The 13,733-nt window shown below is 66.1% G+C and carries 11 protein-coding genes; 7 read left to right on the top strand and 4 right to left on the bottom strand.

Annotation, left to right across the window (positions count from 1 at the left end):
* Positions 1–423: 423 nt before the first annotated feature.
* A complete protein-coding gene (locus tag EPK82_RS15940) occupies positions 424–2,298 on the top strand; it encodes an MFS transporter (RefSeq protein WP_134677210.1) in 1,875 nt (624 codons plus the stop codon).
* An 85-nt stretch (positions 2,299–2,383) separates the two neighbouring features.
* On the opposite strand, the gene sugE is transcribed toward EPK82_RS15940, so the two are convergent.
* The 3 genes from sugE to EPK82_RS15955 all read right to left on the bottom strand — a co-directional run bounded on the left by sugE (position 2,384) and on the right by EPK82_RS15955 (position 4,838).
* Positions 2,384–2,698, bottom strand: coding sequence for a quaternary ammonium compound efflux SMR transporter SugE (gene sugE, locus EPK82_RS15945; RefSeq protein WP_037056406.1), 315 nt, complete (start codon positions 2,696–2,698; stop codon positions 2,384–2,386).
* 143 nt (positions 2,699–2,841) lie between these two features.
* The gene (locus tag EPK82_RS15950) at positions 2,842–3,789 is read right to left on the bottom strand and encodes a bile acid:sodium symporter family protein (RefSeq protein WP_037056404.1); all 948 of its coding nucleotides are present in this window, start codon (positions 3,787–3,789) and stop codon (positions 2,842–2,844) included.
* A gap of 179 nt (positions 3,790–3,968) precedes the next feature.
* Positions 3,969–4,838, bottom strand: a complete 870-nt coding sequence (locus EPK82_RS15955) for a MurR/RpiR family transcriptional regulator (protein WP_037056402.1) — start codon at positions 4,836–4,838, stop codon at positions 3,969–3,971.
* A gap of 203 nt (positions 4,839–5,041) precedes the next feature.
* On the opposite strand from EPK82_RS15955, the gene zwf reads away from it, so the two are divergent.
* The 6 genes from zwf to EPK82_RS15985 all read left to right on the top strand — a co-directional run bounded on the left by zwf (position 5,042) and on the right by EPK82_RS15985 (position 11,173).
* Positions 5,042–6,511 carry a glucose-6-phosphate dehydrogenase gene (gene zwf / locus EPK82_RS15960; RefSeq protein WP_134677211.1) on the top strand — a complete coding sequence of 490 codons (1,470 nt, stop codon included), beginning with the start codon at positions 5,042–5,044 and terminating at the stop codon, positions 6,509–6,511.
* The gene (gene pgl, locus EPK82_RS15965; protein ID WP_037056397.1) at positions 6,498–7,211 is read left to right on the top strand and encodes a 6-phosphogluconolactonase; all 714 of its coding nucleotides are present in this window, start codon (positions 6,498–6,500) and stop codon (positions 7,209–7,211) included. Before zwf ends, pgl begins: the two co-directional genes overlap by 14 nt.
* 1 nt (position 7,212) lies before the next feature.
* On the top strand, positions 7,213–7,884 hold the full coding sequence (locus tag EPK82_RS15970) for a bifunctional 4-hydroxy-2-oxoglutarate aldolase/2-dehydro-3-deoxy-phosphogluconate aldolase (RefSeq protein ID WP_037056395.1): 672 nt from the start codon (positions 7,213–7,215) through the stop codon (positions 7,882–7,884).
* 186 nt (positions 7,885–8,070) lie between these two features.
* Positions 8,071–9,993 (top strand): methyl-accepting chemotaxis protein, encoded by a 1,923-nt coding sequence (locus EPK82_RS15975; protein ID WP_134677213.1) that lies wholly within the window; start codon positions 8,071–8,073, stop codon positions 9,991–9,993.
* Positions 9,994–10,316: 323 nt separating this feature from the next.
* Positions 10,317–10,742 (top strand): YciI family protein, encoded by a 426-nt coding sequence (locus EPK82_RS15980; protein WP_037056390.1) that lies wholly within the window; start codon positions 10,317–10,319, stop codon positions 10,740–10,742.
* 11 nt (positions 10,743–10,753) lie between these two features.
* Entirely contained in the window at positions 10,754–11,173 is a 420-nt protein-coding gene (locus tag EPK82_RS15985; protein WP_037056387.1) for a VOC family protein, read from the top strand.
* Positions 11,174–11,368: 195 nt separating this feature from the next.
* On the opposite strand, the gene ggpS is transcribed toward EPK82_RS15985, so the two are convergent.
* On the bottom strand, positions 11,369–13,627 hold the full coding sequence (gene ggpS / locus EPK82_RS15990) for a glucosylglycerol-phosphate synthase (RefSeq protein WP_047588528.1): 2,259 nt from the start codon (positions 13,625–13,627) through the stop codon (positions 11,369–11,371).
* Positions 13,628–13,733 lie beyond the last annotated feature (106 nt).

The following is a 13,733-nucleotide window of genomic DNA, read 5'->3' on the forward strand; positions in this document are numbered from 1 at the left end:
CGGCGGACTGTCCAGTCATCCATCGTTTACATTTCTTTGCAGGCAGTTAACAAAGCTAAACGGACGTTGCCCCGGGCTTTTGTCAGACTGCGCCTGCATTCCTCAGGGAATGCAGGTGAGGTTGTAGTCAGTGCGAGGCGCTGACGTTTTCTCCGAGTTCGAGAACGGTAGCCCGATTGGGCTGCCGTTTTTTTTGCTCGTTTTTCGGGCCGTGCACGGATGGGGCACGCTTCAGCGATCCACCGCTCTGGTGGATGTAAAGGGCGACATCCACCCTACGGTGCTGGTGGATGTGAGAGGCGACATTCGCCCTGCGGCTCCGCGTGATCGCCAAGGCGTTCGCATTTGCGCTGTGGCTTTCTGGAGGGTATTTGCAGTCAAATGCCTGTGCGGGCAAACCAACCCCCGCGAGGACCATGGACGATGACCCAACAATCGCAATTCGCCCTGCTCGGCAAGAAGCGCTTCCTGCCGTTCTTCATGACGCAATTGCTCGGCGCCTTCAACGACAACATCTTCAAGCAGTCGCTGATTCTCGCCATCCTCTTCAAGCTCAACACAGGCGTCGACCGCGATCTGCTGGTCAATCTCTGCGCGCTGCTGTTCATCCTGCCGTTCTTTCTGTTTTCCGCGCTGGGCGGCCAGTTCGGCGAGAAGTTCGCCAAGGACGCGCTGATCCGCAAGATCAAGCTCGCCGAGATCTTCATCATGCTCGCCGGGGCTGCCGGGGTGCTGCTCGACAGCCTGCCGCTGATGCTCGGCGTGCTGTTCGCCATGGGCACGCAGTCGGCGCTGTTCGGTCCGGTGAAGTATTCGATCCTGCCGCAGCACCTGCAGGAGCAGGAGCTGGTGGGGGGCAACGCGCTGGTGGAAATGGGCACCTTCCTGGCGATCCTCGCGGGCACCATCGGTGCCGGGGTGATGATGGCCAGCAGCAGCTACGCGCCCATCGTCGCCGCTTCGGTGGTGGGGGTGGCGGTGCTCGGCTACCTGGCCAGCCAGGGCATTCCGAAGGCCTCGGCGGCCATGCCGGAGTTGCAGCTGGACTGGAATATCTTCCGCCAGTCCTGGGTGATCATGAAACTCGGCCTGGGCCAGCGCCCGGCGGTGTCGCGCTCGCTGGTGGGCAACTCCTGGTTCTGGTTTCTCGGCGCGATCTACCTGACGCAGATTCCGGCCTACTCCAAGGCGTGGCTGTACGGCGACGAGAGCGTGGTGACGCTGATCCTCACCGTGTTCTCGCTGGGCATCGGCCTGGGGTCGATGCTGTGCGAGCGCATGAGCGGGCACAAGGTGGAGATCGGCCTGGTGCCGTTCGGCTCCATCGGCCTGACCCTGTTCGGCATCCTGCTCTGGTGGTTCTCCGGCGGCTTTCCGCAGGGCGCCGCGCCGCACGACTGGCTGGCGCTGCTGGGGCATGGCCAGGCCTGGTGGATCCTCGGCTGCATCCTCGGCATCGGTCTGTTCGGCGGCTTCTACATCGTGCCGCTGTATGCGCTGATTCAGTCGCGCACGGCGGAGCACGAGCGGGCGCGGGTGATCGCCGCCAACAACATCCTCAATGCGCTGTTCATGGTGGTCTCGGCCGTCGTCGCGATTCTCTTCCTCAGCGTCGCCGGGCTGTCGATTCCGCAGCTGTTCCTGGTGGTGTCGCTGATGAACATCGCGGTCAACAGCTACATCTTCAAGATCGTCCCCGAGTTCAGCATGCGCTTTCTCATCTGGCTGCTCGGGCATTCGATGTACCGGGTCGAGCACAAGGGGCTCGAGGCGATTCCTGACGAAGGCGCTGCGGTGCTGGTGTGCAACCACGTGTCCTTCGTCGATGCGCTGCTGATCGGTGGCGCGGTGCGGCGGCCGATTCGGTTCGTCATGTACTACCGGATCTACGACCTGCCGGTGCTCAACTTCGTCTTCCGCACGGCCGGTACGGTGCCGATCGCCGGGCGCAACGAGGACCTACTGATCTACGACGCGGCGTTCAAGAAGATCGCCGAGTACCTGCGCAATGGCGAGCTGGTGTGCATCTTCCCCGAGGGCAAGCTGACCACCGATGGCGAGATCGACGAGTTCAAGGCCGGGGTCGAGCGCATTCTCGACGAGAACCCGGTGCCGGTGATCCCCATGGCCCTGCAGGGGCTGTGGGGCAGCTTCTTCAGCCGTGACCCGCACAAGGGCTTGTTCAAGCGCCTGTGGTCGCGGGTGTGCCTGGTGGCGGGCCAGCCCGTCGCCGCGCAGGACGCCAGGCGTGAGGTGCTGCAGGCGCAGGTGGCGGAGCTGCGCGGGGACTGGCGTTGATCTGAATTCAGGGGGGGAGGGGCTGCAGTCATGCAGGCGGCGCCGCGCTGCTGAAGCACCTCCCGCCGGGCTGGCCTCGGCTTGTTCAATGGCTCAGCTTGAGCCCGATCAGGCCGCAGACGATCAGCGCCACGCTGGCCAGGCGCAGCAGGGCCATCGACTCACCGAACAGAATGATGCCAGCGATCACCGTGCCCACGGCGCCGACACCGGTCCAGATGGCGTAGGCCGTGCCCAGCGGCAGTTCCTTCATGGCCAGGCCGAGCAGGCCGAGGCTGATCAGCATCGCGCAGACGGTCAGGGCGGTGGGCAGGGGGCGGGTGAAGCCGTCGGTGTATTTCAGGCCGATGGCCCAGCCGACTTCGAACAGGCCGGCGAGCAGCAGGATGATCCAGGACATGTAGCCTCCAGGGGTGACTGAAGGGGCCGTCCCCGGATGAGCCACCCTGGGCTCAGGGTGTGGAGGTCGTCCTCGCGTGCGCCATTATTGTGCATATCGGCGCGTCCGGGGCAAGGTGCCCCGGATTGGTGCGAGTGCTCGGCTCAGTCGCTGTGCGTGCCTGTGCCCTGGCCCATGCGCCGGTAGAGGGTTGCCAGCAGTGGCCCGGAGAGGTTGTGCCAGACGCTGAACAGGGCGCTGGGCACGGCGGCCAGCGGGCTGAAGTGAGCGCTGGCCAGGGCGGCGCCGAGGCCGGAGTTCTGCATGCCGACCTCGATGGACAGGGTCTTGCGTTGTGCCAGCGACATGCCGAACAGGCGCCCGGCCAGGTAGCCCAGGCCCAGGCCGATGCCGTTGTGCAGGATCACCACGGCCATGATCAGCAGGCCGGACTCGGCGATCTTGCCCTGGCTGGCGGCCACCACTGCCGCGACGATGGCGACGATGCTCACCACCGATATCAGCGGCAGCACCTCGACGGCGGTCTTCACCCGCTCACCCAGCAGGCGCTGGGCGACCAGGCCGAGCACGATGGGCAGCAGCACCATCTTGAGGATGGAAATGAACATGGCGCTGAAGGACACCGGCAGCCATTCCGAGGCCAGCAGCCAGATCAGCGCGGGCGTCACCAGCGGGGCGAGCAGGGTGGTCACGGCGGTGATCGACACCGACAGCGCCAGGTCGCCACGGGCGAACCAGGTGATGACGTTGGAGGCCGTGCCGCCCGGGCAGCAGCCCACCAGTATCACGCCGACGGCGATTTCCGCCGGCAGCGCGAAGGCCTGGCACAGCGCCCAGGCCAGCAGCGGCATGATGCTGAATTGCGCCACCACGCCAAGCAGCACCGCCAGTGGCCGGCGCGCGACTTCCTGGAAGTCGGCAGCCTTGAGGGTCAGGCCCATGCCGAACATGATCAGCCCGAGCAGCGGGACGATCCAGGCGGTCAGCGGCAGGAACCAGCTGGGCTGGAAGAAGGCCGCGATGGCGAACAGCAGCACCCAGACGGCGAAGGTGTTGCCGATGAAGCGGCTGAGGGTGATCAGGGCTTGCATGGTGTGTTTCCTGGCAGGTTCGGAAAAGTCGGCCAGCCTAGCAGAAGCGCTGCTGGCCGGGTCAGGTGCGCAGCCGCTGCGCGTAGCGCCACATACCCGGGTCGTAGGGGCCGGCTTGCCGGCGATGCTTTTTCCAGGGGGGGGCACGGATCGCGTGCCGGCACGCTCCTGCAAACGCCTTACAGCGGTTCCTCGTCCGCCGGGTAGCGGCTGGCGCTGAGGCTCTCCTTGATCTTGCGCAGGTGTGGCTGGAAGTCCACGCCACGGCGCAGGGTGACGCCGGTGGCGAGCACGTCGAGCACGGTGAGCTGGATGATGCGCGAGGTCATCGGCATGTAGATGTCGGTGTCTTCCGGCAGCGGAATGTCCAGGCTCAGGGTGCTGGCCTTGGCCAGCGGCGAGCCGGCGGCGGTGAGGCCGAGCACCGAGGCGCCGTTCTCGCGCGCCAGGCGGGCGACCTCCACCAGCTCGCGGGTGCGCCCGGTGTAGGAAATGATCACGAACAGGTCGCCGGTGTGCGCCACCGAGGCGATCATGCGTTGCATCAGCACGTCGGAGTGGGCCGACACCGCCAGGTTGAAGCGGAAGAACTTGTGCTGTGCGTCCAGCGCCACCGAGGACGAGGCGCCGAGGCCGAAGAAGTGGATCTGCCGCGCCTGGATCAGCAGGTCGACGGCGCGGCTGACGTGCTGTGCGTCGAGGCTCTGGCAGGCGGCGTCGAGCGAGGCGATGGTGCTGCCGAAGATCTTCCGGGTGTAGGCCTCGGGGCCGTCGTCGGCGGACACCGCACGGCTGACGTAGGCGGCGCCACTGGCCAGGCTCTGCGCCAGCTGCATCTTCAGTTCCGGGTAGCCGTTGGCGCCGAAGGAGCGGCAGAAGCGGTTGACCGTCGGCTCGCTGACCCCGGCAGCCTGGGCGAGAGCGGCAATGCTGAAGCGGGTGGCCTGCTGGGGGTCGTAGAGGATCACCTCGGCGACCTTGCGTTCAGCCTTGTTCAGGTCGTCCAGGCGGCTCTGGATCTTTTCCAGCAGGTTGCGCACGCGGTCCATAGGGGCTCCTAACAGGCGGTTGAACGGGGGTGGCGGCATCGCGACGGGCGGTAAGACAGCCGGCCTATCCTACTGATGACGCTCGATGGTCTCCACCGACTTCTCTGTTCTAGAAAATAATGTTGTTGCTATAACAATATTTCCCCTTGATAAAACCCTTATCAACCGGTATTTCTAACGCATCTTGATAAAAGAACAATCTCATGGCCGCAATCAAGCTTGAATCCTGTACCTTCGCCCTGTTCGGTGCCCTGGGTGATCTCGCCTTGCGCAAGCTGTTTCCCGCGCTTTATCAACTCGATCGTGCCGGTTTGCTGCACGATGGCACGCGCATCCTGGCGCTGGCCCGCGAGGCCGGGACCCCGGACAGCCACCTGGGCGCCATCGAGCAGGCGCTGCGCCTGCACGTGCCGGCCAAGGAACTGACGGACGTCGATCTCTCGCGTTTCCTGGCGCGGCTGAACTACCTGAGCATGGATTTTCTCAAGGCCGAGGACTACGCGGCGCTGCTCGAGCACGTCAGCCCGCAGGATCAGCTGATCGCCTACTTCGCCACGCCGGCCTCCGTCTATGGCGGCATCTGCAGCAACCTGGCGGCCGTCGGCCTGGCCGAGGGCACGCGGGTGGTGCTGGAGAAGCCCATCGGTCACGACCTGGCGTCCTCGCGCGCGGTCAACGATGCTGTGGCCCGGGTGTTCCCCGAGAACCGCGTCTATCGCATCGACCATTACCTGGGCAAGGAGACGGTGCAGAACCTGATCGCCCTGCGCTTCGCCAACAGCCTGTTCGAGACCCAGTGGAACCAGAACCATATCTCCCACGTGGAAATCACCGTGGCCGAGAAGGTGGGGATCGAAGGGCGCTGGGGCTACTTTGACCAGGCCGGGCAGTTGCGCGACATGATCCAGAATCACCTGCTGCAGCTGCTCTGCCTGATCGCCATGGACCCGCCCAGCGACCTCTCCGCCGACAGCATCCGTGACGAGAAGGTCAAGGTGCTCAAGGCGCTGGAGCCGATCAGCGTCGAGCAGCTCGGCCAGCGTGTGGTGCGCGGCCAGTACGTCGCCGGCAGCAGCGACGGGCGGCCGGTGCCCGGCTACCTGGAGGAAGAGAACTCCAACACGCAGAGCGACACCGAGACCTTCGTCGCCCTGCGTGCGGACATCCGCAACTGGCGCTGGGCCGGCGTGCCGTTCTACCTGCGCACCGGCAAGCGCATGCCGCAGAAGCTGTCGCAGATCGTCATCCACTTCAAGGCGCCGCCGCACTACATCTTCGCCCCGGAACAGCGCCAGCTGATCGGCAACAAGCTGATCATCCGCCTGCAGCCGGACGAGGGCATCGCCTTGCAGGTGCTGACCAAGGACCAGGGCCTGGACAAGGGCATGCAGCTGCGCAGCGGGCCGCTGCAGCTGAGCTTCTCCGATACCTATCGCAGCGCCCGCATCCCCGACGCCTACGAGCGGTTGCTGCTGGAGGTGATGCGCGGCAACCAGAACCTGTTCGTGCGCAAGGACGAGATCGAGTATGCCTGGCAGTGGTGCGATCAGCTGATCGACGGCTGGCAGCGTCTGGGCGAAGCGCCGAAACCCTACACGGCAGGCAGCTGGGGGCCGATGGCCGCGGTGGCGCTGATCACTCGCGACGGGAGGAGCTGGTATGGCGATCTCTGAGCTGCCGTTGCCGCCGGGGGTCAACGGCTGCGCGCACGGCGATGCCGGGCAACTGGCCGAGGCACTGGCGCAGCGCGTTGCCGCTGCACTGCGCCAGGCGCTTGCCGAGCGTGGCCAGGCGACCCTGGTGGTGTCCGGCGGGCGCAGCCCGGTGGCGTTCTTCGAGGCGCTGGCGCAGCAGGTGCTGCCCTGGGCGCAGGTGCTGGTGAGCCTGGCCGACGAGCGCTGGGTGCCGGTCAATCATGCGGCCAGCAACGAAGCCCTGGTGCGCCGTCATCTGTTGCGCGGGGCGGCTGCCGAGGCGCGCTTTCTCAGCCTCTATCAGGTCGCTGGCAGCCATGAGCAGGCCGCCGAGCTGGCCGATGCCGCCGTCGCCGAGATGGCAGACATCGATGTGCTGGTGCTGGGCATGGGCGACGATGGCCATACCGCCTCGCTGTTCCCCGGCAGCGCCCACCTGCGGCAGGCGCTGCAGGCGGATTGCCCGCGTCGCGTCCTGGCGATGCTCGCGCCGAGCGAGCCGACGCAACGCCTGACCCTGACCCTGCCGGTACTGGCCCGTGCGCGCCTGCCGCTGCTGGCGATCCAGGGCCAGGCGAAACTGAACACACTGAGCGCGGCGCTGCTGCCGGGTGAGATCGCCGAGCTGCCGATCCGCGCTTTCCTGCATTCCCCTCTCGAAATTCATTGGTGCCCCTGACATGACCAGCCTCGACCAAGACCAGCGCGCGCGCATGGCCGAAAAGATCGCCGAGATCGACCGCATCTGTGCCCAGGCGCGGATCATGCCGGTGATCACCATCGCCCGCGAGGCGGACATCCTGCCGCTGGCCGATGCCCTGGCGGCAGGTGGTCTGCGCGTGCTGGAAGTGACCCTGCGCTCGGAGCACGGCCTGGAGGCGATCCGTCGTCTGCGCGCCGAACGGCCCGAGCTCTGCGTCGGTGCCGGCACCGTGCTGGATGAGCAGATGCTGGAGGCGGCTACCGCCGCTGGCGCGCAGTTCATCGTCACGCCGGGGAGCACGCGCGAGCTGCTGCTGGCGGCGCTGGACAATCCCTTGCCCTTGCTGCCGGGGGTGAGCAGCGCCTCGGAGCTGATGGTCGGCTACGCCCTCGGCTACCGCCGCTTCAAGCTGTTCCCGGCGGAGCTGTGCGGCGGCGTCGCGGCGCTCAAGGCGCTGTCCGGGCCTTTCGGTGGCGTGCGCTTCTGTCCTACCGGCGGCGTCAATCCGGACAACCTGCAGCGCTACATGGAGCAGCCCAACGTCATGTGCGTGGGCGGTACCTGGATGTTCCAGCGCGAGTGGGTGGAGAACGGCGACTGGGCGCGGATCCAGCAGTGCAGCGCCGAGGCCCTGCAGCTGTTGGGCTGAAGCAGGGCGCTCGATCAATTTCCGTCCAAGGCTACTTATATGGTCATCTAGTTGAATGATGACTTAATAGTGGCGCCATGATATCGTCGACCGATCAGTCACTTCCGAGTGCCGTGGTTAGCGTGCTGGCAACAAGAACAATTCTCCAGCGGATATCCAATCCCCATTCCTTGGACGGAGAATTTCATGAGCAAATGGCTCGGCAATGTCAGTGTCACCCTCAAGCTCGCTATCAGTTTCGGCCTCGTGCTTCTGCTTACCCTGCTTCTGGCGATCACCGGCTGGGACGGTATCGGCCGCCTCATCGAGCGCGGCCAGCGGGTCATCGAGATCAATGAGGTCAACAACCTGCTCGATGACCTGAGAGTCAACCGCGTGCGTTACGTGATGAGCAACGGCGACAAGGCGCTGGGAGACGAGATGCAGCGTGCGCTCGACCTCTACCGCGCATCGCACGAGCGCATCATGGGCAACTTCAGGTCGGCCGATAACATCCGCCTGCTCAAGCAGCAGAACGGCCAGATCGCCCATTATCAGGAGGCCCTGACGACCATGCGCAGCGCCTTCGCCGACGCCGCCGCGACGCGTCAGGAGATGGGCCGCCTGGCCCGTGAAGTCTTCGCCGAGATCGAGGCCCTCGACGCGGTGATCGCGCGCATGCCGGAGTACGACCCGCAGCGGCAGGTGCGCTACCGGGCCATGCGTGATGCCAAGGAAGGCATCCAGCTGATGCGCTACGAGGTGCGTGGCTACACCGCCAAGGTCAATGCCGACAGCGAAGCCGCGGTGGTTCGCCAGGTGCAGCGAACCGCCGACAGCCTGGCTCAGCTCGAGGTGTCGATGGGCAGCGAGAGTGCGGCGCAGGTCGAGGCCATTCAGCGTGGCTTCGACAGCTACCGGGCGGTGGTGACGGCCTTCCAGCAGGCCAACACGGCGGCGATCGCGGCGCGTGACGAACTGGACCGGACCGGCAACGAAATCGTCAAACTGAGCGATCAGCTCATCCACAACCAGGTGCTGCAGCGTGACAGCGACACGGCCGCCGCCAAGTCCATGCAGCTGATCACCACGCTGGTGGCACTGGCCATCGGCATCGGTTCGGCGATCCTGATCACCCGGCAGATCACCCGACCGCTGGGCGACACGCTGGCGGTGGTGGAGCGCATCGCCTCCGGCGACCTCACCGATCTGCCGCCGAGCACCCGCCGCGACGAGATCGGCGTGCTGCAGCAAGGCGTCCAGCGCATGGGCCAGTCCCTGCGCGAGCTCATTGGTGGCATTCGTGACAGCGTGAGCCAGATCGCCAGTGCCGCCGAAGAACTGTCGGCGGTGACCGAGCAGACCAGCGCCGGGGTCAACAGCCAGAAGCAGGAGACCGATCAGGTCGCGACCGCCATGCAGGAGATGTCCGCGACGGTGAACGAGGTGGCGCGCAATGCCGAGCAGGCGTCGCTCGCGGCCGCCGATGCCGACGCCGAGGCGCACCAGGGCGACCAGGTGGTGAACGAGGCGATCGAACAGATCGAGGTGCTGGCCGGCGAGATGGTGCGCTCTACCGATGCGATGAACCTGCTGCAGAAGGAAAGCGAGAAGATCGGCAGCGTGATGGACGTGATCAAGGCCGTTGCCGACCAGACCAACCTGCTGGCGCTCAACGCCGCCATCGAAGCCGCCCGCGCCGGCGAGGCCGGGCGCGGTTTCGCCGTGGTGGCCGACGAGGTGCGCGGCCTGGCGCGGCGCACGCAGCAGTCCACCGAGGAGATCGAGGCGCTGATCGGGGCCTTGCAGCGTGGTACCCAGCAGGTGGCGGGCGTGCTGGCGGAAAGCCGTGGCCTGACCGAAGGTAGCGTCGAGCTGGCGCGCAAGGCCGGCTCGGCGCTGGGGGTGATCAACCAGAAGGTCTCCAACATCCAGTCGATGAACCAGCAGATCGCTGCGGCTGCCGAGCAGCAGGGCGCGGTTGCCGAGGAGATCGGCCGCAGCGTGCTCAACGTGCGCGACGTCGCCGAACAGACCGCCGCTGCCAGCGAGGAAACGGCGGCCAGCTCGGTGGAACTGGCGCGACTGGGCAACCATCTGCAGGTGCTGGTCAGCCGCTTCCGCGTCTGAGCCGAGCCGGTGTCGGTGCGCCGGGCGCACCCTCGTTCATCGATCCCTCCCGTACGGCGCCCGGCAATTGGGCGCCCAATCGCTCGACCCTGTACTAGAGTGGCCTGGGTCCGGTGTGCAGCGCGTGCTGTCGCCGGGCGTTCATTCAGTGGGGTGGGCGGCGACGCCGGTTCGCAGCGTCGAACGTGCGCTGAAATTTTTTTCCGGCGCCTGTCGATTCTTCCGTTGCCCGTTCGACTACTGCATAGAACCCCGCCCAGGGTTCACTGTCAGCCGTAGGGAGACGCCCTGCGCGCGATTCGACTCGAACAAGGAGAAAGGCGATGCGTTTCATGGTGATTGTCAAAGCAACCGCAGATTCCGAGGCCGGCATGATGCCCAGCGAGGAGCTGCTGACGGCCATGGGTCAGTACAACGAGGAACTGGCGGCGGCCGGTGTGATCCAGGCCGCCGAAGGCCTGCACCCCAGCTCGAAGGGCGCGCGGGTGCGGTTTTCCGGCGCGCAGCGCACGGTGATCGATGGCCCGTTCATGGAAACCAAGGAGCTGGTGGCCGGTTTCTGGATCTTCCAGGTCGAGTCGCTGCAGGCCTGCATCGACTGGGTCAAGCGTTGCCCCAATCCCATGCCTGGCGAGTCCGACATCGAGATTCGGCAGATCTTCGATGCCGAGGATTTCGGCGCCGAGTTCACCCCCGAATTGCGTGAGCAGGAAGAACGCATTCGCGCACGCATGTGCGCTGAAGACTGAGGAGAGAATCGATGAAAATCCATGCCTATCTGATCTTCGACGGCCAGTGCGAAGCGGCCTTCAACTTCTACGCCGAGCTGCTGGGCGGCAAGCTGGAGCTGATGCGCTTCGCTGACAGCCCGGAGGCCGGCGAGGTGCCGGCACAGTTCCATGACCGGGTGATGCACGTGTGCCTGACGGCGGGCGACCAGGTGCTGATGGCATCCGACACCATTCCGCAGTACCCGCACGAGGGCATCAAGGGCTGCTCGATTTCCCTGCAGGTGGACAACGTGCCCGAGGCCGAGCGCCTGTACGCGGCACTCTCGGAGGGTGGCGAGGTGCAGATGGCGCTGCAGGCCACCTTCTGGGCGACCCGCTTCGCCATGCTCACCGACCGTTTCGGTGTGCCGTGGATGATCAACTGCGTGGTCGATAGCCAGCAGGGCTGACGGCGACAGGGTGCAATCCGGGAACGCGGGATTGCATCCTGCGCGGCATTGCGCTTCAGCCGCGAAAGACTGAAGCGGTTCCTGCACGAGCAGCTATCCGACGGTGCTCGGTGGGAGGGGCTTCAGCCGCGATCAGTCGAGAGGCTCGCCGCTGAAGCGCCTGCCACAAGGCGCGGCCTCCACCCGTTGGTGCTGCTAGCTCACCAGCGTCAGCGGCTCGGGCTCCTGCTGGAGCTGCACGCCGGCGAGGAATTCCTCGCCCCAGCGGCGGATGTCGTTGTAGCAGACGATATCGAACAGCTCGCGCAGGCGCGCCTGCGCCTCGCTCTTCGGCAGGTTGAGGGCCAGGTAGCAGGTCTGCGCCAGGTCGGCCGGGTCATGCGGGTTGGTCAGCAGCGCCCCCTTGAGTTCGGCTGCCGCACCGGCGAACTCCGACAGCACCAGCACGCCACGTCCGTCGAGCAGGCCCTGGGCGGCGACGAACTCCTTGGCCACCAGGTTGAGGCCGTCTCGCAGCGGGGTGATCCACATCACGTCGGCCATGGCGTACCAGGCGCTGACTTCCTCGAACGGCAGGCTGCGGAAGAAGAACTGCAGCGGCGTCCAGCCGATCCGTGCGAAGCGGCCGTTGATGCGCCCCACGGCCTGTTCGATCTGCGTCTGCAGCTCGTCGTAGATGGTCATTTCCTTGGCTGCCGGTACGCACACGGTGACCAGGGTGACCTTGCCGATCAGTTCGGGATTGTCCGCAAGCAGACGCTCGTAGGCATTGAGCTTTTCCAGGATGCCCTTGGTGTAGTCGAGGCGTTCCACCGAGAGGATCAGCTTGACGCCTTTCATCTCCTCACGCAGCTGGCCCATCAGCTCCTTGATCTTCGGCGCCTCCAGGGCGCTGCGCACGCGGTCGATGTCCAGCCCGACCGGATGGGCGCCGAGCTTGACCTGGCGGGTGCCGGTGTCGAGGGCGGTGGTCATGCGCTCCAGGCCCACGGCGCAACCGTAGGTGATGAAGCGCGGCGCGCAGTTCTGCCGTTCCAGGGTCTTGAGCGGGAACACGCCACGGGCGACGTCGACGAAGTTCTCCACCTGGCGCGGAATGTGGAAGCCGATGTAGTCGCACTGCAGCAGGCTGCCGACGATCTGCCGGCGCCAGGGCAGCACGTTGAACACGTCCGCCGAGGGGAAGTAGGTATGGTGGAAGAAGGCGATGCGCAGGTCCGGGCGCAGCTCGCGCAGGTAGGCCGGGACCATCCACAGGTTGTAGTCGTGCAGCCAGACGATGGCGCCTTCGGCGGCTTCCAGCGCGGTGCGCTCGGCGAAGGCGCGGTTGACCTTGAGGAAGATCTGCCAGTCGTCCTCGTTGAAGGTGGCGCGCTCCCAGAAGGTGTGCAGGGTCGGCCAGAAGGCCTCCTTGGAGAAGCGCTTGTAGAAGATGTCGACCTCTTCCTTGCTCAGCTTGACCCGCGCTGCGGTGAGCTTGGGATAGCGCTCGGCATCCACCGTGGTGTGGCTGTCGAACGGCTCGTCGTCGTCCTCGTGCACGGCCCAGGCGACCCAGGAGCCGGGGCGGCCGTCGCCGAAGAAGCTCAGCAGGGTCGGGATGATGCCGTTGGGCGAGGTGGGACGGCGACGCTGCAGCTTGCCGGCGGCGTTGCGGTATTCCTCGTAGGGCAGGCGGTGATAGACCATCACCAGCTCGGACTTGCCAGGTTGTGCTGCCTGGCGACGTTCGGCGGCGATGCCGTGCTCGCCGAGGAAGCCGAAGTGGGCGAAGGCCTCGAGGATGCCGCCACAGCCGGGGCGGTTGGCGTGCAGGGTCCGCGAATGATGACGGGTGGCTTCCAGCAGCGCGCCCTCGGACTGGCCGACGCACACGCCATGGAAGCTGGCGCTGAGCATGGACAGGTCGTTGAGCGTGTCGCCCGCCGCCAGCACCTGGTCATGGTTCAGCTCCAGCCAGTCGGCCAGGGCCTTGAGGCTGCTGCCCTTGTTCACGCCCCGGGGCAGGAAGTCCAGGTACAGCTCGGCGGAGTACAGCAGGTCGCAGCCCAGCTGCTCCGCTGCTTCGCGCAGCGCCGGGTTGGCCGCCTGCTCGGGCGTGCAGAAGTAGGAACAGCGGCGCGCCTGCGGCACGTCCTGGCGTTCCAGGCCGAAGGATTCGATGGCGCTGGCGACCTGGCTCTCACCGGGCCAGTGGGCATCGACCAGGCTCTGCAACGGCTGGATCGGCTGCAGGCTGTCGCCGTGCACCAGGGTCGCCCCGACGTCGGCGATGATGTAGTCCGGCTGCGGCAGCGTCGGGTCGGCCAGCAGCGGCAGCACCGCCTCCAGGCTGCGCCCGGTGACGTAGGCGAGCTTGATCTCGGGGTGAGCGGCGATGGTCTGATAGAGGCTCAGACGATCCTCGGGATCGCCGGCGAGAAAGGTTCCATCTAGGTCGGTGGCTAATAGCATCGTTGTTTCTCCAGAAGTGGCCAGTGCGGCGCGGCTCGTGCGAGCGGCCGGCAGGCCGGGTTCTGGCTGCTTGGGATAGGCTCGGGGCCTTGCCGAAACAGCCGGT

Source organism: Ectopseudomonas khazarica, assembly GCF_004521985.1.
Classification (GTDB): domain Bacteria; phylum Pseudomonadota; class Gammaproteobacteria; order Pseudomonadales; family Pseudomonadaceae; genus Aquipseudomonas; species Aquipseudomonas khazarica.